At 65.3% G+C, this 19,699-nt stretch carries 18 protein-coding genes and 2 pseudogenes; 10 read left to right on the plus strand and 10 right to left on the minus strand.

The features are described from left to right. Window positions 1-482 precede the first annotated feature (482 nt). Window positions 483-1,673: an MFS transporter gene (locus L4923_RS28350; protein ID WP_343304375.1), complete on the plus strand. Its 1,191-nt coding sequence runs from the start codon at window positions 483-485 to the stop codon at window positions 1,671-1,673. A 30-nt stretch (window positions 1,674-1,703) separates the two neighbouring features. On the opposite strand, the gene L4923_RS28355 is transcribed toward L4923_RS28350, so the two are convergent. Next, complete coding sequence (locus L4923_RS28355) at window positions 1,704-2,516, minus strand: AraC family transcriptional regulator (protein WP_239370455.1); 813 nt, start codon at window positions 2,514-2,516, stop codon at window positions 1,704-1,706. A gap of 77 nt (window positions 2,517-2,593) precedes the next feature. On the opposite strand from L4923_RS28355, the gene L4923_RS28360 reads away from it, so the two are divergent. The 3 genes from L4923_RS28360 to L4923_RS28370 are packed head-to-tail and all read left to right on the plus strand — an operon-like array spanning window position 2,594 to window position 5,798. After that, window positions 2,594-4,681, plus strand: a complete 2,088-nt coding sequence (locus L4923_RS28360; RefSeq protein WP_239370456.1) for an FUSC family protein — start codon at window positions 2,594-2,596, stop codon at window positions 4,679-4,681. Further along, window positions 4,678-4,887 (plus strand): DUF1656 domain-containing protein, encoded by a 210-nt coding sequence (locus L4923_RS28365; RefSeq protein WP_239370457.1) that lies wholly within the window; start codon window positions 4,678-4,680, stop codon window positions 4,885-4,887. Before L4923_RS28360 ends, L4923_RS28365 begins: the two co-directional genes overlap by 4 nt. Then, the gene (locus L4923_RS28370; RefSeq protein ID WP_239370458.1) at window positions 4,884-5,798 is read left to right on the plus strand and encodes an efflux RND transporter periplasmic adaptor subunit; all 915 of its coding nucleotides are present in this window, start codon (window positions 4,884-4,886) and stop codon (window positions 5,796-5,798) included. The genes L4923_RS28365 and L4923_RS28370 overlap by 4 nt, the downstream gene beginning before the upstream one ends. 42 nt (window positions 5,799-5,840) lie before the next feature. On the opposite strand, the gene L4923_RS28375 is transcribed toward L4923_RS28370, so the two are convergent. Further along, window positions 5,841-6,161: a YciI family protein gene (locus tag L4923_RS28375; protein WP_239370459.1), complete on the minus strand. Its 321-nt coding sequence runs from the start codon at window positions 6,159-6,161 to the stop codon at window positions 5,841-5,843. Between the two features lie 151 nt (window positions 6,162-6,312). Here L4923_RS28375 and L4923_RS28380 point away from each other — a divergent pair, with 151 nt between their 5' ends. After that, a complete protein-coding gene (locus L4923_RS28380) occupies window positions 6,313-7,287 on the plus strand; it encodes a nucleoside hydrolase (protein WP_239370460.1) in 975 nt (324 codons plus the stop codon). A 44-nt stretch (window positions 7,288-7,331) separates the two neighbouring features. On the opposite strand, the gene L4923_RS28385 is transcribed toward L4923_RS28380, so the two are convergent. Together L4923_RS28385 and L4923_RS28390 are read right to left on the minus strand one after the other, a co-directional pair. Continuing rightward, the gene (locus L4923_RS28385; RefSeq protein ID WP_239370472.1) at window positions 7,332-7,844 is read right to left on the minus strand and encodes an imine reductase family protein; all 513 of its coding nucleotides are present in this window, start codon (window positions 7,842-7,844) and stop codon (window positions 7,332-7,334) included. A 172-nt stretch (window positions 7,845-8,016) separates the two neighbouring features. Beyond that, window positions 8,017-8,409, minus strand: a pseudogene (locus L4923_RS28390) (NAD(P)-binding domain-containing protein); the annotation flags it as partial. A 13-nt stretch (window positions 8,410-8,422) separates the two neighbouring features. Between L4923_RS28390 and L4923_RS28395 the strand changes: the two are divergent. Next, entirely contained in the window at window positions 8,423-9,349 is a 927-nt protein-coding gene (locus L4923_RS28395) for a LysR substrate-binding domain-containing protein (RefSeq protein WP_239370461.1), read from the plus strand. Here L4923_RS28395 and L4923_RS28400 read toward each other — a convergent pair. Then, window positions 9,346-9,762 (minus strand): VOC family protein, encoded by a 417-nt coding sequence (locus tag L4923_RS28400; RefSeq protein ID WP_239370462.1) that lies wholly within the window; start codon window positions 9,760-9,762, stop codon window positions 9,346-9,348. The two genes, L4923_RS28395 and L4923_RS28400, sit on opposite strands and share 4 nt — an antisense overlap. Window positions 9,763-9,989: 227 nt before the next feature. On the opposite strand from L4923_RS28400, the gene L4923_RS28405 reads away from it, so the two are divergent. Further along, window positions 9,990-11,048, plus strand: a complete 1,059-nt coding sequence (locus L4923_RS28405; protein WP_239370463.1) for an aminopeptidase — start codon at window positions 9,990-9,992, stop codon at window positions 11,046-11,048. A 378-nt stretch (window positions 11,049-11,426) separates the two neighbouring features. Here L4923_RS28405 and L4923_RS28410 read toward each other — a convergent pair whose 3' ends face one another. Then, on the minus strand, window positions 11,427-11,948 hold the full coding sequence (locus L4923_RS28410; protein WP_239370464.1) for a DUF6894 family protein: 522 nt from the start codon (window positions 11,946-11,948) through the stop codon (window positions 11,427-11,429). Window positions 11,949-11,961: 13 nt separating this feature from the next. Further along, entirely contained in the window at window positions 11,962-14,082 is a 2,121-nt protein-coding gene (katE, locus tag L4923_RS28415) for a catalase (protein WP_239370465.1), read from the minus strand. Window positions 14,083-14,384: 302 nt separating this feature from the next. Between katE and L4923_RS28420 the strand changes: the two genes are divergently transcribed. Next, window positions 14,385-15,023 (plus strand): LysE family translocator, encoded by a 639-nt coding sequence (locus L4923_RS28420; protein ID WP_239370466.1) that lies wholly within the window; start codon window positions 14,385-14,387, stop codon window positions 15,021-15,023. A gap of 1,554 nt (window positions 15,024-16,577) precedes the next feature. On the opposite strand, the gene L4923_RS28425 is transcribed toward L4923_RS28420, so the two are convergent. Continuing rightward, window positions 16,578-17,219 carry a dihydrofolate reductase family protein gene (locus L4923_RS28425; RefSeq protein ID WP_239370467.1) on the minus strand — a complete coding sequence of 214 codons (642 nt, stop codon included), beginning with the start codon at window positions 17,217-17,219 and terminating at the stop codon, window positions 16,578-16,580. A 268-nt stretch (window positions 17,220-17,487) separates the two neighbouring features. On the opposite strand from L4923_RS28425, the gene L4923_RS28430 reads away from it, so the two are divergent. Both L4923_RS28430 and L4923_RS28435 read left to right on the plus strand, forming a co-directional pair. Beyond that, window positions 17,488-17,820, plus strand: coding sequence for an ArsR/SmtB family transcription factor (locus tag L4923_RS28430; protein WP_239370468.1), 333 nt, complete (start codon window positions 17,488-17,490; stop codon window positions 17,818-17,820). Next, a complete protein-coding gene (locus L4923_RS28435; RefSeq protein WP_239370469.1) occupies window positions 17,817-18,308 on the plus strand; it encodes an SRPBCC family protein in 492 nt (163 codons plus the stop codon). Before L4923_RS28430 ends, L4923_RS28435 begins: the two co-directional genes overlap by 4 nt. 12 nt (window positions 18,309-18,320) lie before the next feature. Here L4923_RS28435 and L4923_RS28440 read toward each other — a convergent pair whose 3' ends face one another. Beyond that, window positions 18,321-18,923, minus strand: coding sequence for a DUF1579 domain-containing protein (locus tag L4923_RS28440; RefSeq protein ID WP_239370470.1), 603 nt, complete (start codon window positions 18,921-18,923; stop codon window positions 18,321-18,323). 508 nt (window positions 18,924-19,431) lie between these two features. Beyond that, window positions 19,432-19,699: pseudogene (locus tag L4923_RS28445) on the minus strand (oxidoreductase); the annotation flags it as partial.

Below are 19,699 nucleotides of genomic sequence, written 5' to 3' on the forward strand. Positions count from 1 at the left end.
GCTGCCGTGTCATAGGGGGAAAAGTGTTACCCATCTATCCGGTTCAAAATGTAACCCCTCTATCCGCTGGACATTCACGACCTTAGACGAGCACGCCCGCAGGCGGCGCAGGCTAAGTCGTAGAAAATCCAAGAGAGGGGAGCTTCAGCTGAGGGGCCTATAGGCAAGAGACTGCTTCCTCGGCAATGCGAGACGCTGATTGTCAGCGTTGCGGCTGGATGTCCCCTCTCTTGCGATTTCTAGCACTTAGCCTGCGCCGCCCCAAAGGGCGTGCTCGTCTAAGATGCTGAAATCGCTTTCTCCCCCGCAAGGGGGGAGATAGCGCCCCGCAAGCATTGGCGCTCGCTCCGGGCTGGAGTGACTACCGAGGGAGAAGAAGGCTGCACCATGCGCTGCGATGCGCTGGCAGCATTGCCCTTGCCGGTGCGAGCGGATATTGCAGTGCAGCATGACTATGCGCAACGCAGCGCAGGAGCCGCCTCTTGTCCACCTCCCAGACAGACGTTGTCGAAAGCGAACCGGCCGTACAGCCCTGGCTGGTAATGCTGGCGCTGGCCATCGGCGGCTTTGCCATCGGCTCGACCGAATTCGCGGCGATGAGCCTGCTGCCCTATATCTCGGCCGGGCTCGGCATCGACGAGCCGAAAGCGGCGCATGCGATCAGCGCCTATGCGCTGGGCGTCGTCGTCGGCGCGCCGATCATCGCCGTGCTGTCGGCCCGCGTGCCGCGCCGCACCTTGCTGATGGCGCTGATGGCGGCTTATGGCGTCACCAACTGCCTCACCGCCTTGGTGCCCAACTATGAATGGCTGCTTGTCCTGCGTTTCCTGAGCGGCCTGCCGCATGGCGCCTATTTCGGCGTCGCGGCGCTGGTCGCGGCATCGCTGGTCGGCCCGAAGGAGCGGACCACGGCGGTCGCCCGCGTCATGCTCGGGCTGACCGTGGCGACGATCGTCGGTGTGCCGGCCGCGACCTATCTCGGCCAGGCCTTCGGCTGGCAGGCGGGCTTTGCGCTGACCGGCCTCTTGGCGCTCGCCACCTTCATCATGGTCGCGCTGTTCGCGCCGCGCGACAGGCCCGACGAAGCGGCAAGCCCGCTGCGGGAACTCGGCGCCTTCCGCAACCGCCAGGTGCTGCTGACGCTGGCCACGGCCACCATCGGCTTCGGCGGGCTTTTCGCGGTCTATTCCTACACCGCCTCGACCCTGCTCGAAGTCACCAAGGTCGACCCGCGCGTGGTGCCGCTGGTGATCGGCCTGTTCGGCGTCGGCATGACGCTGGGCAATCTGGTTTCGGCCTGGGCAGCCGACAAGGCGCGCAAGCCGACCGCGACGGTGCTGATCGTCGCCAGCGCCGCCGCGCTGTTCGCCTTCCCCTATTCGGTCGGCTCGCTGTGGTCGATCTCGCTGGTGGTCTTCCTCGTCGGCTGCACCACCGGGCTTGCCATCGTGCTGCAGACCTATCTGATGGATGTCGCGCGCGACGCCCAGACACTGGCCGCCGCGGCTAACCACAGCGCCTTCAACGTCGCCAACGCGCTCGGCCCGTGGCTCGCCGGCCTCGCCATCTCCGCCGGCTACGGCTTCCCTTCGGCGGGTTATGTCGGCTGCGCCCTCTCGCTGGCCGGGCTGGTGCTGTGGCTGATCACGCTGTGGGACGCCCGGCGCGGATAGCAGCGCCATCCCGAAACCATACCAAAACCGTCATTCCTCCGATGCGCGTTTCGTGACTTCGAGCAGCCGGCGCCGTGCGAAATACTGTGCCGGCGTGCTTCCCGTGGCCTTCCTGAACATGGTGATGAAGGCGTTGACGGAATCGTAGCCGAGCTCGGCCGCCACGGCCTGCACCGTCGCGCCGCTGGCCAGTTCCCGCAACGAGACGACAAGGTGCAGTTGCTGCCGCCAACGCCCGAACGTCAGGCCGGTCTCGCGGATCATGAGACGGGCCAGCGACCGCTCGCTCATCGCCACGCGTTTCGCCCATTCGCCGAGCGTGCTGCGGTCGGAAGGGTCAGTCGTCAGGGCGGCCGCCATCGCACGGATTTTCGGATCGCCGGAGATGGGCAGGTTGAAGCGCTCATGCGGCATTTCGGACAGTTCATCGAGCGTCACCCTGGCCAGTCGGGCGGCGTGGCTGTCCAGCGGGTAGTCGGCGCGCTCCCGCGCCAGGCGATCAATCATTTCCCGGATCAGCGGGGAGATCGACAGGGTGCGGCATTCCTGCGGCAAACGCGCCGCTCCCGGTTCCACGAACAGGTAACTCAGCCGGGCATTCGCGGTCGCTCTCGCACTGTGCGGCACTCCGCCCGGGATCCACACGCCGCAATTGGGCGGCACGATCCAGATCTCGTTGTCGGCGGTGCAGGTGACCGCCCCATGCAGCGCGAGGATCAATTGACCCTTGCGATGCGTGTGCATCGGCACTTCCGCCTCGTAATCCACGAAATCGAGCTGACGCGCGACTGCCAGCCGATCCGTAAGATCGGGATCGAAGACGGTGACGGCCGAGGTGCGCATGGGGATTGGCAAGATTCAGGTATTTTTTGACAGAATATCGGATTTATCTTGCCGCGCAATGCCACCATTTAGCCGGCATGATCACCGCGCATCGCTTTTCCCTGACCGGAGCCGGCATCCAGGCCACGCTCGCGCACCTGCTCCGAAGTCCCGCCGCAAAGGCGGATGCCGAGGCGATGCTGTTCTCGGTCAAGACCTTCGCCGCGGCAATGCTCGCCTATTACATCGCACTCAGCGTCGGGTTGCCCAAGCCTTCCTGGGCCATCGTCACCGTCTACATCGTCTCGCAGACTTCGGCCGGCGCCTCGTTCAGCCGCGGCGTCTACCGTTTCGCAGGGACGATCGTCGGAGCCGCGGCAACGGTGGCGATCGTTCCGAATTTCGTGAACGATCCGATGGCATGTAGCGTGGCGCTCGCCTTGTGGATCGGCCTGTGCCTCTATCTCTCGCTGCTCGACCGCACGCCGCGCGCCTATGCCTTCGTCCTTGCCGGCTATACCGCGAGCCTGATCGGATTTCCGAGCGTGTTCGATCCTGGCGCGGTCTTCGATACCGCATCAGTGCGGGTGCAGGAGATCTCGCTCGGAATCCTTTGTGCCGTTCTGGTGCATCGCCTTGTCCTGCCGAAGCCGATGACCTGCCTGTTCACCGGCAAACTGTCGGCAACGCTACGGGATGCTCGTCGGCTTGCGGGCGATGCGCTGAAGGGATTGCCGGAAGCGAAAACGCGCCGCGAACGCCATCAGCTCGCGGCCGACCTTCTGGCGCTGCAGGGACTTGCGACGCACCTGCCCTATGATCCGGTTCTTCTCACGCCGCGTCGTGACAGACTGCAGCGGATCCATGTCCGGCTCGCGCGACTGCTCCCGCTCGCAGCGGAGATCGAGGAGCGTATTCATGCCCTCGCCGGCGGCACACCAAGCCAGCCCCATGAACTGGCCGAACTGCTGCGGGAGGTCGAGGCCTGGATCACATCCACGGACGTGTCCGAGCGGGACAGCGTTGCAATCCACCTGATCGGCCGCGCGCGGCTGCTTCGGGCATGGATCGGCGCTGACGCGCGGGCCCATGCCGAGCAGCTCGCCGCCAATCTTGCCGGTCACCTCGCAGAAATGATCGGCCTGCTGCACGATTGCGACCGGCTCGGGCGCGATATCGCCGCCAGATCGCAGGACGACGAGCCCTATCACTGGGGTGGAGGCGCGGGCCGCTATGTCTACCATCGCGATGGCTGGATGGCGGCCCGCGCCGCGGCCGGCGCCGCCGCCGGCATCGTGCTCGGTTGTGCCTTCTGGATATGGTCGGCATGGCCGGACGGCGGAATGGCCGTCTCGATCCTCGGCGTGGCCTGCGCCCTATTCGGCAATGTCGACACGCCGGCGCCGAACGTCGTCAAATACATGATCGGCTCCGTCTATGGCGTGGCGATCAGCCTAGCCTACAACTTCGTCATCCTTCCGCGCGTCACGGACTTCGCCGTGCTCGTCGCGGTGCTTGCGCCGGCGATGCTGTTTGCCGGTTCGCTGCAAGCCCGGCCCCAGACGACCTTCATGGCGCTCGGCATCACGCTGACGGTCCCCCTCCTCGGCGGGCTGGGCGCCAGTTACACCGGCGGTTTCGCAGAGTCGCTCAACAGCGTCGTCGCGCTGTTTGCGGGAACTGCCTTTGCGGTGGTGAGCATGACCCTGTTCCAGACCGTACCGGTCGACGCGGCGATCCACCGGCTGCTCCGGTCCAGCCGGAGGGACGTCGCGCGGCGGGCGCGCGGTGCGGGGCCCGACGAGAGACATTGGACAAGCCTGATGGTCGACCGCGCCGCGCTGCTTTTGCCAAGGCTCGGCCTCTCCTCGATGTCGGCCCCTGACATGCTCGACGAGACACTGCGCCATCTTCGCATCGGCCATGCAGTCGGTCAGCTCCACAAGACGGCCCCAGGCGGCACAATCGGCAAGGAAACAGGCGAGCTCCTTTCGGCGATTGCCGTCCGCTTCGGCGCGGCCCCCCGGAGGGAACCCGGCGAAACCAGCTCTCTGATCGGGCGAACCGAAACACTGCTGATGCTGGTTGCCGGCAGCTCGATCGCAAACCGTAGACAGCTGCTCGACCTGCTTGTCGACCTCCGGTTCGCCCTCGGCCCTACAGAAAGCGGGGAGCGCGGATCATGATCGCCGATCTCGACATCGGCGGCGTCCTCATCCCCGGCCTGCTGGTGTTCGCCCTCATCGCGCTTGCCGCGACCGTCGCGGTGATCCGCCTCCTCTCCGCCGCGGGCATCGACCGCGCGATGGCCCATGGCCCCCTGGTCGAAATGGCCATTTTCGCCATCATCTTCGCCCTGCTGCTGCAGCACCATACCGGACTGTTCCCATGAAGCCTTCTCTGTTCGGCCGTTACGCCTTGACCCTGCTTGTCGTGGCGCTTGCCGCACTCATCGTGCTGCCGGTGTGGGCACGCTACGAGCAGGCGCCTTGGACCCGGGACGGGCGCGTGCGCGCCGATGTGGTGCGCATCGCGCCAGACGTGTCCGGCCTGATCAGCGAGGTGCCCGTGCATGACAATGAAGAGGTTCATGCCGGCGACGTGATCTTCCGCATCGATCCGGCGCGATTCGCCCTCGCCCTGAAAATGGCGGAAGCCAGGGTCGCAGGCAGCAAGGCCGCGCTCGACATGGCCAATCGCGACCTTGCCCGCTATCGCCGGCTCAGCGACGCGACGGTGACCCGGCAAAAGCTGGAGCAGGCGGAAACCGCCGCCCGGCAGGCGGAAGCCAGCCATCAGCAAGCGGAACTCGACCGCCAGCTCGCCATGCTCGACCTCGAGCACTCCTCCGTCAGGGTTCCCGTCGGCGGCATCATCACCAATCTGGCCATCCACCCGGGAGACTTCGTGCAGGCAGGTGCGCAAGCGGTTGCGCTGATCGACACCGCCTCGCTGCGGGTCGAGGGATATTTCGAGGAAACGAAGCTGAGGCAGATCACGGTCGGCGACCGGGCCAGGGTTCGGCTGATGGGTGACGACATAGACATCACCGGCCATGTGGAAAGCATCGCGGCCGCCATTGCCGACGACCAGCGCGGCGACGCCGGCAATCTCCTGCCCAAGGTCTTGCCGACCTTCTCGTGGGTCAGGCTCGCGCAGCGTATCCCGGTCCGCATACGCATCGACCCTATGCCCGAAGGCATCAGATTGATCGCAGGCAGAAGCGCGGCGATCGAGATCACGCCTGTAGCTCCCGCCGAGCCTCATTCCGGAGCGTCAGGACGCCTGTTCCCTCGCGGCTGATGGGTTTCCCAAGCCTTCACGGCCCTCGCCACGGCGCCCCCTTCAGCGTGCGCCGGCCCACTCGTCGATGAGAATTTCCCACCGCTTCACGTCGACCAGTCTCAGGATCTTGTTCACATACCAAGGGTCGCCTGCGAGGCGATCGCGGATGGTCTGGGCATCGGGAGCGCGCATGACCAGCAGCGCGCCACCTTCGTCGGGCAGAGGCCCGCCCAGCAGCACGTTGCCCTCGTCCACAAGCGCATTGATGAATGCCGCGTGCTCATTCCACCATGGCTGTTCCCGCATGGCGATGGAAAGGTCGCGATCGGCCCCCGCGACCGACAAGACGAGCCAGATTGGGTCGGTGGATGTGTCGTCCAAGGGAGATCCTCGCCGTGTTGACGGTCACGTGACCTCAAAAGCCAGGGGGCAAGGGTTACACCGGCCTGCCCGCTTGCACCAGACCGGCACGGGCCGCGCTTGACGGCGGCCGACGGGGCGGTCTGTAATCGCGCGACCGCGAAAGGACCCCATGGAAAAGATCATCCTCGACTGCGATCCCGGGCACGACGATGCCATCGCCATCCTGCTGGCGGCGGGCAACCCGAACATCGACCTGCTCGGCATCACCACGGTGTCCGGCAACCACAATGTCGAGAACACCACGCGCAACGCGCTTTCGGTGTGCACCGCCTACGGCATCAAGGTGCCGGTGGCGAAGGGATCGCCCGTTCCGATAATCTCCGACCAGGTGCTGGCCATCGAGATCCATGGCGATACCGGGCTGGACGGGCCGGTGCTGCCGCCGGCCTCCTTCGAACTCGACAAGCGCCATGGCGTGGACTTCATCATCGACACGGTGATGGCGCATGAGCCGAAGACGGTGACGCTGGTGCCGGTCGGCCCCTACACCAATATCGCGCTGGCCGCGCGCAAGGAGCCGCGCATCGTCGAGCGGGTGAAGAAGGTGGTGGCGATGGGCGGCAGCTATACGCGCGGCAACATCACGCCCGCGGCAGAATACAACATCTATGGCGATCCGGAGGCCGCCGACGTGGTGTTCCGGGCCGGCTGGGACGTGACCATGGTGGGGCTCGACCTCACCCACCAGGCGCTGGCGACCCCCGAGCTGCAGGACCGGGTGCGCGCCGTCGGCGGGCCGATCAGCCAGTTCATCCTCGACATCTGGAAGTTTATCGCCACCACGCACGGCGGCCTGCTGCAGATCGAACATCCCGCCGTGCACGACGCCTGCTGCGTCGCGGCCCTGATCGACCCGAGCGTCTTCACCACCGAGAAGGCCGACATCCGCGTCGAGACCGCCGGCCGCTGGACCAAGGGCATGACGGTCTGCAATTTCGAGAAGATGGGCGGCATGCGCCATTTCGGTGGCACGGCCAGCGAGCAGATGAGCTTTCGCCACAGCGTGGCGATGCAGCTCGACCACGCCAAATTCTGTGACCTGATCGTCGACGCGCTGGAGCGGCTGACCGGCAGGAAGGGCTGAGCCCGGCGCTCCCTGCAGCCACGGAACGCCGGGGGCGCAGGCCTTCAGCGGCGGCGGATCAGCTCGACTATGCCCGAAATATCCTCCTCCCCGTGGCCGGCCTCGGCGCGCCTGCGGAACAGCTCCAGCATGGGCGCGAGCAGGTCGGTGGCGACGCCCTGCTCGCGCGTTGCGGCAAGGATGTTGGCCAGGGCGACGCTCTGCATGCCGAGATTCGACACCACATCGACGCCGTGCCTGCCGCTGTCGATCTTCTGCGCATAGCCGGGCAGCTCGCCCATCATGGCAGCCATCCAGGGGCCGAGCAGCTTGAAGAACGCAGCCGCGCCGATGCCTTCTGAATCGATCAGCGCCGTGGCGTGGAAGAAGCCCGCGAAGACGCCGTACATGCCGCTGAGCAGCGCGAGATCATGCAGCGACGCCAGCCCGGCATCCGCCCCGACATAGGTGGCGGCGCCGAGGTCCTCGAGCGTGCCGGCATGCGCATCGAAAGCCGTCTTCGATCCGCTGTAGAGGATCAACGCGTGCTCGCCGCCGATCATCGGCGGCGTCGCCATGGGGGGGGGCGCGGCGGCCGCGCGGGGGGCGGCCGCCCCCCCCCCCCCCGGTCTCGCCCCCGTGTCCTCCCCACCCGGGGGCCCCCCCCCCCCCCGGGGGGGCCCTCGCCATGATGCCGCCGTCGAGATAGGCACCGCCCAGCGCAGCGACCCGCTCGGCCGTGGCGCGCGCCTGCGCCGGCGTGCCATTGGTGAGGTTGACCAGCGCACGGCCGGAAAAGGCCGGGGCCGCATCCTCGATCACCATATTCGCGGCGGCATAGTCCAGCACGCACATCACGGTGACGTCTCCGGCGGCAATGGCCTCAGTTGCGGAGGCAGCCTCGCGCGCGCCCTGCGCGACCAGTGCGGCGGCCTTGCCGGGCGTGCGGTTCCAGACCGTGACCGCGCGGCCCTGTTGGAGAAAACGGGCGGCGAGCGCCTGCCCCATGGCACCAAGGCCGATAATCGAGATGTTGGCCATCCTGCATCCTTTTGCTTGCCGCCCCATCGACGGCGTCTGCCAAAAGATGCGGTGTTGGACGCCCGGGCAGTAGTGGGGTAATTGTGAACCTATCGTCCACATTCAGGAACGATGGATGCTGAACCTCAACGATCTCCTCGCTTTCGTCCAGGTGGTGGATCATGGCGGCTTCGCCGCGGCCGGACGCGCCCTGGGCATCCCCAAATCCACACTCAGCAAACGGCTTTCCGAGTTGGAGAAGGCGATCGGCGTGCGGCTGATCCAGCGGACCTCGCGCAGCTTTGCCGTCACCGAGATCGGCCGGGATTTCCATCGCCATGCCGCCGCCATGCTGATCGAAGCGGAGGCGGCGGAGCATGTCATCAAGGGCCGCCTGACGGAGCCCAGCGGCACGGTGCGGATCACGGCATCGATGCCGGTCGCCCAATTCCGGCTGGCGCCGCTGCTTCCACGTCTCGCGGCAAGCTACCCGAAACTGCGCATCGTGCTCGACGTCTCCGACCGGTTCGTGGACATCGTGCAGGAAGGCTTCGACATCGCCATCCGCAACCACTTCGCTCCCTTGCCGGATGCCGATCTGGTGCAGCGCCGCATCGCCTACGACCCTGCCTGGCTCGTCGCGGCGCCGCATTACGTCCGCGACAGGGGCATGCCGTCCCGGCCCGAGCAAGCGAATGGGCTCGACGGGCTGATGGCTTCATCTTCGGAGAGGGTCTGGACGCTGCAGGACGGCCAAGGCGCCGTTGCCGAGGTGACGCCGGCGCCGCGCTATGTCGCCAACGAAACCGTCGCCCTGCTGGAAGCCGCCAAGGCGGGGCTGGGGATCGCCTGCCTGGCCGGCAGCTTCTGCGCGGGGCCGATCCAAGCCGGCGCTCTTGTCCGTGTCCTGCCGGACTGGACGGCACGCGGCGTGACGACGACACTCTTGATGCCGCATCGGCGCGGGCAGCTTCCGTCCGTCCGAACGGTCGCCGACCATCTGATTGCGGAGTTCACGCAAAAGCCGCAAGGCGAAGCGGACGGCGCTTGGAGCGTCAACTAGGCTTTCATCCCAAGCACCAGCCACGGCACGCCGAACCGGTCCGTGACCATGCCGAACGCGTCGGCCCAGTCGACCTTGGTCAGCGGCGTGGTGACGGTGCCGCCTTCGCTCAGCGCCTCGAAGAGGCGGCGCGCCTCATTGGCGCCTTCGACGTGCAGCGAAACGCTGAAACCCTGCATCGGCACAGATTGGTCGGCGGGCACGTCATTGCCGCGCAGCACGGACTGGCCAAGGCTGAGTTCGGCATAGCGGACCCGATCGGAAGCGGCCGCGCTCGATCCCGGCGGCAGCGCCTTGTCCTCATTGCCGCCGAAGGTGTTCATCACCGTTATGACGCCACCCATCAGTCGCGCATAGAATTCGAAGGCCTGTCGGCACTCCCCGGAAAACGCCAGTTGCGGTGCGATGTCCATCATACGGTTCCTCAGTCGCTGCAAGTCGAACGCGACGGCTGCGAGCCGGGTTCCGGTTAGTTGGACGGATGTCGGCGTCATCACATGCCGCCGGAGATGCTGAGCCGACATCCCGGCCACAGCGCCGGCCAATTCCGCCAAAGCGCGATCGCCTGCCCCTTGCAGGCCCTTGACGAGAATCGCCGCGCCTGTTTGAGACCGATTATCGGGAACATGGCGGGGCTGCCGTGAAGCGCGTATTTCGATTGCTCGTGGCGGCGATCACGACGGCCAGCGTGGCCGGTTGCACCAGCATTTCCTATTATGCGGCCTCGCTGGAAGGCCATGTCGAGATCATGGCGGCGCGGAAGAATGTCGCAAGACTGATCGAGAATCCCGCGACGCCCGAGGCATTGCGCGCCAAGCTGGCATCGGCAAGCGCCATCCGGCGGTTCGCGACGGACGAACTGGGCCTGCCCGACAACAGCAGTTACCGCAGCTATGTCGACATCGGCCGCGAGGCCGTGACCTGGGCGGTGTTTGCCGCGCCGCAATTTTCGCTGACGCCGCGCATCTGGTGCTTTCCGGTTTTCGGCTGTGTCCCCTACAAGGGCTATTTCGATCCGAAGGCCGCGGCTGAAACCGCCGGCCAACTGCAGCAGGAGGGGCTGGACGTCTATGTTGCCGGCGTCACCGCCTATTCGACGCTCGGCTGGTCGAGCGACCCGCTGCTCAGCACCATGCTGCGCCAGGACGACACCGATATTGCAAGCCTGGTCTTTCATGAACTGGCGCATCAGCGCGTCTATGTGAACGACGATTCCGCCTTCAACGAAGCTTTCGCCGTTGCCGTCGAAACCAGCGGCGTGCGGAAATGGCTGCGCGCGCATGGCGACCACGCCGGGCTGCGCCGCTATGAAGCCGCCCGCAAGCGCCGCGCCGATTTCCTCGGGCTGCTGGCGAAGACGCAGGACGAACTGGATCAGGTCTATGCAAGCTCCCGCGCACCGGGGCAGATGGCGGCGGCCAAGGCGGCCACGATCGAAAGGCTGCGCGTGCGCTACCGGCACATGCGCGACAGGCGCTGGGGCGGATACCGTGGATACGACGCCTGGGTCGATGCACCGATCAACAACGCCAAGCTTGCCGCCAGCGCCGTCTACAACGAACAGGTCCCGGCATTTCTTCGCTTGTTCGATCTATGCGCCGGTGATTACCCGAGATTCTACGCCGCTGTCCGAAGGATCGGGGATCTGCCGAAAGCGTCCCGCACCGAGGCGCTTGAGGCCGTGAAGAGCTGCAAGTGATTGGCGGACTTGTCCGCCAATCGGACAGGCGATCGCGTATGAGATCCCCCTCTCCGTCTCGCCCTGCGGGCGATCCACCTCTCCCCCGCCTTCGGCAGGGGCGAGGAGTCGCAGCTGCAGCGCCGGCGCTTATCCAGCTTGGGTTCCTCGCCCCCGCGAAGCGGGGGAGAGGTGGATCGCCCGTAGGGCGAGACGGAGAGGGGGTAATGCGCCATACGCGATTGCCCTGCCCGTCGAACGGGGGGAAAATGGCGTCTACGGCGGTCTAACCGCCGGAGAAGCGGCGACAAGGAAGGGCGTTGCGCCCTATACGATAGCCCTGCTCAAAAGGCCTCACAGCATCGGCAATGCGGCCGACGGAAGCTGCGTGCATGAGGGTCAACCCGGCAGGCCGTTCGCCTCCGTTGCCCTTCGGGCGGCGTCCGCCTCCTCGACGTCGATGACGCAGAGCAATTCGCCGCCCGCGTCCCGGATACGGATAAGCCAGCCCGTCAAGGCATCCTTGCCCGGCTCGAGATCGACCAGCATGTCGACCGCGCAGCGCAGCGCCTCCGCGCGGGCGGCTTCGAAGCTCGCCATGCTGGATGGCGGAAGCAGGCGGCTGCCTTCGCCGTCGCGGCATTCGAAGACATAGACGGCGCCTTCTTCGCTTTGTGCCGCCGTGACGGCCACCTCGTCGAAATTGCCGTTGCTCTCCGCGTCATATTCGTTTGCGGCCAGACCGAAACTGGCGGTCTCCAGCAGGAGCGTCCTGGCCCGTGCCAGAATGGCCTCGTCGGCTTCGAACTGCTGGCCTGCCACCCGCACGCTCACACATTCGTCGCCGTCGCCGCAAAACAGAACCTCGAAAACGGTCCTGCCGTCGGTGGGACGCGAAATTTCGGTCCGGACAATCTGCATCGCAGTCCTCCGCCTACAGCTTGACCGCCATCTCCCGCCCCCAGAGGCGGAGTTTGCGGCATGACTGGATGAACGAGGCGATCGCCTTGCTTCCGTCCAGCACGATGAGGCCTTCATCGGCTTCCGGGTCCACGCCTGCCTTTTGCAGCAGCGGGATGGCGCCGGGAGCGTAGGCGATGAATTTGCAATGGGCGAAGGCGTCGGCCACGAAGTCGCGCGCGGCGGCCTCGTTGGTCAGCCGTTCGGCACCCTCTTCCGTGACGAGCAGCGCTACGGCATCGAAAAGCACCGACGGTCCGCCATCGATCATGTGGCGGCCTTCGATCCAGCTGCCGTCGAAGGCCTCGACCCCGCCGACCTTGGGCGAGACGACCTCCATCACGGATCCTTCCTTCTCGATTGCCGCCTGCAGCTTCCTCAAAAGATCGCCATCGACACCCGGGCTCACCAGCACGCCGACCTTGCGGCCGACAAAGCGGTCGGGACCATTTTCGATGATGCTGAGCGCCGGCGACGGCGGCAGGTCCTTGCGCGTGGCGACGGCGGCGTCCGCGGGCTTGGGCAGCTTCTTGAGGCCGAGCTTGTCGGCCACCGTGTCGGCAAGCCCTTCATCGATGTTCAACAGATGCGAGACCATTCGCTCGCGGATCACCGGCGTCTCGACTTTGGAAAGCTCGAAGGTCAAGGCCATGGCGATGTGGCGCTGCTCGGGCGGGGTCTGGCTGTTGAAGAACTGCCGAGCCTGGCTGTAATGATCGGCAAAGCTCTCAGGCCGCAGCCTCACCTTCTGGCCTTCCTCGGCATCCGCGAAGGAGCGGAACCCGCGTTGCGGCGACTCCCGCGGCCCCGGTTCGAAAGAGTTCGGCTCGTAGTTCACGCGGCCGACCGGATTGCGCATGGCCATATGCCCGTCCTGCTGGAAGTGGTGGAAGGGGCACTTCGGCGCGTTGATGGGGATGTGCGTGAAATTCGGGCTTCCCAGCCGCTTCAGCTGGGTGTCGAGATAGGAGAAGTTCCTGCCTTGCAGCAGGGGATCGTTCGAGAAGTCGATGCCCGGCGGAACGTTCTGCGTCATGAACGCGACCTGCTCGGTTTCGGCAAAGAAATTGTCGGGCATGCGATCGAGGACGAGGCGCCCGACCGGGATCGGCTCCAGGATCTCCTCGGGGATGATCTTGGTGGAATCGAGGATGTCGAAGTCGAAGCTGTCGGCGAAGGCCTGGTCGAACAGCTGGACCCGCAGCTCCCATTCCGGGAAATTGCCGGACTGGATCGCCTGCCAGAGATCGCGGCGATGGAAATCCGGATCGGCGCCGTTGATCTTGACCGCCTCGTTCCAGACCACCGACTGCATCCCGAGCTTCGGCTTCCAGTGAAACTTGACGAAGGTCGATTCATCGCGTGCGTTGACGAAGCGGAAGGTGTGGACGCCGAAGCCTTCCATGAAGCGGAATGAGCGCGGGATCGCACGGTCCGACATGATCCACATGATCATGTGCATCGATTCCGGGGTCAGCGAAATGAAATCCCAGAAAGTGTCATGCGCGGTCTGGGCCTGCGGGAAGGCCCGGTCCGGCTCCTGCTTCACCGCATGGACGAGGTCGGGAAAGCGGATCGCGTCCTGGATGAAGAACACCGGGATGTTGTTGCCGACGAGGTCCCAATTGCCTTCCTTGGTGTAGAGCTTGACGGCAAAGCCGCGCACGTCGCGTGCGAGATCGAACGAACCCTTCGAGCCGGCCACGGTGGAAAAGCGCACGAAGGCCGGCGTCTTCTCGCCGGCGCGCTGGAAGATGTCGGCCCTGGTGTATTGGGCTAGCGAATCGTAGGTTTCGAAAAACCCATGCGCCCCGTAGCCGCGCGCATGCACGACGCGTTCGGGAATGCGCTCATGGTCGAAATGGAAGATCTTCTCGCGGAAGTGGAAGTCCTCGATCAGGGACGGACCGCGCGCACCGATCTTCAGCGTGTTGTGGTCGTCCGCAACCGGTCCGCCCTGCGCCGTCGTCAGCGCCGGCGCATCGCCTTCGGCGACTTGATGCAGCTCCCCACCTTCTCCTCGAAGAAGCTTCTGGTCGTGGATTGTCGCGGCTCTGCCCGATGATTTCGCAGTCTTCGCCCCAGTCTTAGCCATGTCGTGATCCCTTTCCGGAGGAGCCGTGTCGGTACGGGAGCACAATGTCTCGACCACCCATTCGTTCCTGGAGATTTGACCCGGCGCGAAAATCGACGGCGCGGCGCTTGCGGTGCGGCTCACGCAGCATCGTTGTCCGGTACGCCTGAAAGCAAGGCCTCAAGGGCCTGGGCGTGCCGCGTTGCGGCAGGACGACTTCACCCGACGGGAGATGGAACAACCATCGTTCCGGCTGAGCCATTGCGGACGGCAGCGAGCCGGGCCAGTATTGGGGCGGCCGGAGCGAAGCGGAGGAATACGCCGTGCATGACCTTGCGATCCTGTTCTCCATCCTTGGAGTGTTCCTGCTCGGCGCCATCAGCCCGGGCCCCAGCTTCGTCGTGGTGTCGCGCATCGCCATCTCCAGCTCGCGCGCCGACGGCGTGATGGCGGCGATCGGCATGGGCCTCGGCGGCTTCCTGTTCGCCTGCATCGCAATGGCCGGCCTCACCGCGATCCTGCTGCAGGTCGAATGGCTGAACCTGGCGCTCAGGGTGGCCGGCGGCGCCTATCTCGTCTGGCTCGGCATCAACATCTGGCGCGCCGCGCCCGAACCGATCGAGGTTGCCGAGACGGTGGCGGGGCGGCCCGGCACGCTGTGGAAGTCGTTCCTGCGCGCCCTGTTCGTGCAGCTGTCCAACCCGAAGACGGCGATCTTCTACGCGTCGATGTTCGCCGCGCTGCTGCCTTCGCCGACGCCGACCTGGATGCTGTTCGCCCTGCCGCCGCTGCTCTTCCTCAACGAGACCATGTGGTACACCGTCGTGGCGCTTGGCTTCTCCTCGCGCGGGCCAAGAGCCGTCTACCTGCGCTCCAAGGCCTGGATCGACCGCGCCGCTGGACTGGTCGTCGGCGCGCTGGGGCTGAAGCTGATCACCGACAGCGCCCGGACGTCCCTTTGAGGGCGCCGGGGCTCCTGCACTGCTGGTGACGCGATAGGGATTTTCAGGTGCGTCCTTCGAGGCTCGCTTCGCGAGCACCTCAGGATGAGGGCCGTTGTGTAGCACGCAGCGAACTGTTGGCGGTGTGTTCGGTCTGGATGAGGATGAAGGACACGGCTCCCGGCCGTTTCCCTGGCCGTGACGAGGTCTTGCACGACCTCCCTCATCCTGAGGTGCTCGCCCCGCACGTCGACCGAAAGGACATCGCGCCCCCTTGCCGGGCGAGCCTCGAAGGACGCACCAAAAGCGGCTCTCCGGGCTGGTGCGCAGCAAGATCTGATTCCAACGACGGGGCATCGTTGGGTGCGTCCTTCGAGGCTCGCTTCGCGAGCTCCTCAGGATGAGGGCCGTTGTGCAGCTCGCGGCGAAAACTGTTGGCGGTGTCTTCGGTCTGGACGAGGATGAAGGACACGGCTCCCGGCCGTTTCCCTGGCAGTGACGAGGTCTTGCACGACCTCCCTCATCCGGAGGAGCGAGCCCGCAGGTCGACTGAAGGACAGCGCGGTCTTTCATCGGCGAGCCTCGAAGGACGCACCAAAAAACGCAGCTGGTTTCAAACAACGCGGTATGGATTTTCAGGTGCGTCCTTCGAGGCTCGCTTCGCGAGCACCTCAGGATGAGGACCGTTGTGCAGCTCGCAGGATGAGGACCGTTGTGCAACTCGCAGCGAACTGTTGGCGGTGTGTTCGGTCTGGATGAGGATGAAGGACACGGCGCCCGGACGTTTCCTTGGCAATGAGAAGGTCTTGCACGACCTCCCTTATCCTGAGGAGCGAGCCCGCAGGTCGACTGAAGGACAGCGCGGTCTTTCGTGAGCGAGCCTCGAAGGACGCACCAAAAACGCATCTGGTTCCAAACGACGCGACATGGATTCTCAGGTGCGTCCTTCGAGGCTCGCTTCGCGAGCTCCTCAGGATGAGGGCCGTTGTGCAGCTCGCGGCGAAAACTGTTGGCGGTGTCTTCGGTCTAGATCGGAGAGATAGATATCCTGCGTTGCTGGTGACACCAGCGTCGGTGCTTCTATCTCCCTCTGCGGGAGTGCTCGCACATTGAGGCCTAGAGGACGCCGCACAGCGGTCCTCGTCCTGAGGAGCGAGCCCGCAGGTCGACTGAAAGGACAGCGCGATCTTTCATGGGCGAGCCTCGAAGGACGCACCAAAAACGCATCCGGTTTCAAACGACGCGACACGGATTTTTGGGTGCGTCCTTCGAGGCTCGCTTCGCGAGCACCTCAGGATGAGGACCGTTGTGCAGCTCGCGGCGAAAACTGTTGGCGGTGTCCTCGGTCTAGATCGGAGAGATAGATATCCTGCGTTGCTGGTGACACCAGCGTCGGTGCTTCTATCTCCCTCTGCGGAAGTGCTCGCACATTGAGGCCTAGAGGACGCCGCACAGCGGTCCTCATCCTGAGGTGCGAGCCCGCACGTCACCTGAAAGGACGCGCGGCCTTTCGTGGGCGAGCCTCGAAGGACGCACCCAACGGTCGCGCTTAAGGCGTTCACATCTGCACCGCCTCTACCGCCGAAACGTCAGGTGGATGACGCCGCTCTCGGCGGTTTCCGACTCCACGGCGTAGCCTTCTTCCAGGCCGCGCAGATCGTCCCACAGGCGGATGCCGCGGCCGAGCAGGATTGGGACGATGGCGACGTGGAGGCGGTCGACGAGGCCGCCTTTCAGGAAGGTGCGCACGGTGCTGGCGCCGCCGCCGATGCGCACGTCCTTGCCGCCGGCCACGGCTTCAGCCTGTTTCAGCGCCTCTTCAGGCGTTGTGGAGAGGAAGTGGAATGTCGTGCCGCCGGCCATCTCGATCGAGGGCCGCGTCTTGTGGGTCAGCACGAAGACCGGGCAGCGGAACGGCGGCTCGTCGCCCCACCAGCCCTTCCAGTCTGGGTCGTCGGGGAAATTGTGCAGCCCGAACATGCCGGCGCCCATGATCTCGGCGCCGATATTCTCGAAATAGGCGCTGGCATAGCGGTCGTCGATACCAGTCGTGCCTGCGCCGCTGGTGTCGTGGAACACGCGCTCACGCATCGTCCTCGTCGCGATATAGGCGCCGACGAGGCGCATCCAGTCGGCCCCCATCGGCTGCTCGGGCGTCTGGTCGGTTGTTGTCGCGAAACCGTCGAGCGAGATGTTGAGATCGACACGAACTGCCACAGGGTTCTCCTCTTGTTTAATAAGTCCTGGATGTTGTCACATCCAGGACACCTCAATCGCCGGCGCGGCCCATCCGGGCCGCTTGGCTACGCGCCAATGGACGCGGCGCGCAGTCGCGCGCTCCAACGGTCATCCTGACCGTTGGTCCAAGGCGCTATGACGACAACCGATGCCAAATACTAAGGCAATCACCTTTATGTCAGTTCAAAAAGTAAGGCAAGTGCCTTTCTTTCATTGACCGCGCCCGCCGGCCGGCATAAAAAATCCCATGCCTTACCATTCGACCCCGCTCGACCTTGCCTTCCACGCCCTCAGCGACCCGACGCGGCGGGCGGTGGTGTCGCGGCTGGCCGAGGGTGAGGTGCCGGTCTCCGTGCTGGCCGAGCCGTTCGATATGGCGCTGCCTTCCTTCGCCCAGCATCTGAAGGTGCTGGAGGAATGCGGGCTGATCACCTCGGAGAAGCGCGGCCGCAGCCGCTGGTGCCGGCTGGTGAAGGCGCGTTTCGACGAGGCGGCGAACTGGATGGAAGCGGAGCGCCGCAGCTGGGCCATGCGGCTGGAACGGCTGGAAGTCTATCTGGACACGAAGGAAGAGCGATGACGAAGGACGAAGCAAGGCCGCTCGAAAGCTGGTCGCTCGATCGCGAGATCGTGCTGGTCAAGCTTTTGAACCACCCGCGCGCCAAGGTGTTTGCCGCCTGGACGGACCCGCAGGCGCTGGCCGAATGGTTCGGCCCGACCGGCCTCAGCGTCGTGAACCACGAAGCCGACATCCGCGAAGGCGGGATCTGGCGTTTCGACATGGTGGGCACGTTCGAGGGCAAGGAGCAGCGCTTCCCCAACCTGGTGCGCTTCCTGGAGATCGTGCCGAACGAACGCATCGTGATGGAGCACGGCTCGGCCGACCCGGACGACCCCGACCGCTTCCGCGTGACGGTGACCTTCGACGAGCAGAGCGACGGCAAGACGGTGCTGACCATGCGCCAGCTGCACCCCAGCCGCGAACGGCGCGGGATCGTCATCGGCTTCGGCGCGGTCGAATACGGGCTGCAGACGCTGGACAAGCTGGCGGCCTGGCTGGAGGGGTGAGCCGGCTCCGCTTCAATGGCGGCGTGTGTACTCGTAGCGCACGAACAGCCAGCTTTTGCCTGTGCCGTCGGCCATCATGACGTGCTGTTCCTTCAGCATGTGATCGGCGTCGGAACCGGAAATCGCCATGTCTGAAACCATGAAGCGCCCTTCCACCTCGGCGCCGAAGCCGACGAAGCCCTGCGGTTCGAACTGGACATCGATCCTGCCTTCCGTCGCCGGGCCGAAGCTGCGTGCCGGCATGATGCTGACGGGAAAGCGCGTGTCCATGGAGACATATTTCCAGCGCCCCTCGACCCGGTCGAAATTGAGGTAGTCGATGCGGGTGAAATCGGGCTGGCTGCTGCCCGGCGCCGGCTTCATGATCTCCTGCAGGATCGGCCCGATCATGGTGCGTTCGGCCACCAGCCCGCGCGCGACGATCGGCTCTGCCCCCGGCGCCGGCCACAGGCTGGCGACGACATCCCACTGGCCGGTCTGCCTGGCGAGCATCTCCTCCGCAGGGCCGGGTTTTGACATGCGCTGGGCGGCCGTCGGTTCGTCCGCCCGTCCGGAAGGGCTTCCTGCGACGGCTGCGGCAAGGAAGGCCGCGACAAAAAAGGCGTGTTTGAGCATGAGGTGTCTCCCGCCTGCCCCGCTCTTTCGCATAGTGGACGTTCGGAAGTGACGGTCAACCCGGTTTTGTTGAAGGGCGATTGCGTATGGCCGTGCTTTTGTCGGGTGCCTCCCCCTTCAACGTTCCGGAATGGTTGAGATGGCAGCGCGGTCCGGCTTCCCTTCCGCTGCTCGAAGTAGAGCGGTTGCTTGGCTTTTCGAATTTCGAAGCCGCGATAAGAGCACCCCCACCCCTAACCCCTCCCCTCAAGGAGGAGGGGGACTATGTGGCGTCATGCGAAACCGTCGACGATTTAGCCAAGCGCAAGCCCCTGCCAATTCCCCTCCCCCTTGAGGGGAGGGGTTAGGGGTGGGGGTATCTCGACAAGCGACGTCCTCAATCGCCGCACTTCAACACAGTTGCCATGCCGGAACGCAGACGAAAATCCAGATCCTGCATCAAGGCACATCACCCAGCGGTCTTGTCCGCAGGCTTGCCGTCCCGGCGACCGTACCCTTACCGGAAACGCTACAGCCCGAGCGCAACCCTGCGGCCATCATGGATGGCGAAGGCGGCCTGGCGCGGGGCGGTGCAGTCGCCGATCGCGGTGAAGGGGATGCCGCGCGCGGCGAGTTCGGCGGCAAGGCTGTCCTCGGCCATGCTGGTGCCGGCGAAGACCAGCGAATCCGCGACGTGCTGCTCTCGCGCTCCGGTGAGCAGCGAGGCGATCTCGGCCGTGCCGCCGTCCCAATGCATGACGGCGCTCTCGGTGATGAAACGCACGCCAAGCCTGGCC

This window comes from Terribium retamae (assembly GCF_022347545.1).
Lineage (GTDB): Bacteria > Pseudomonadota > Alphaproteobacteria > Rhizobiales > Rhizobiaceae > Mesorhizobium > Mesorhizobium retamae.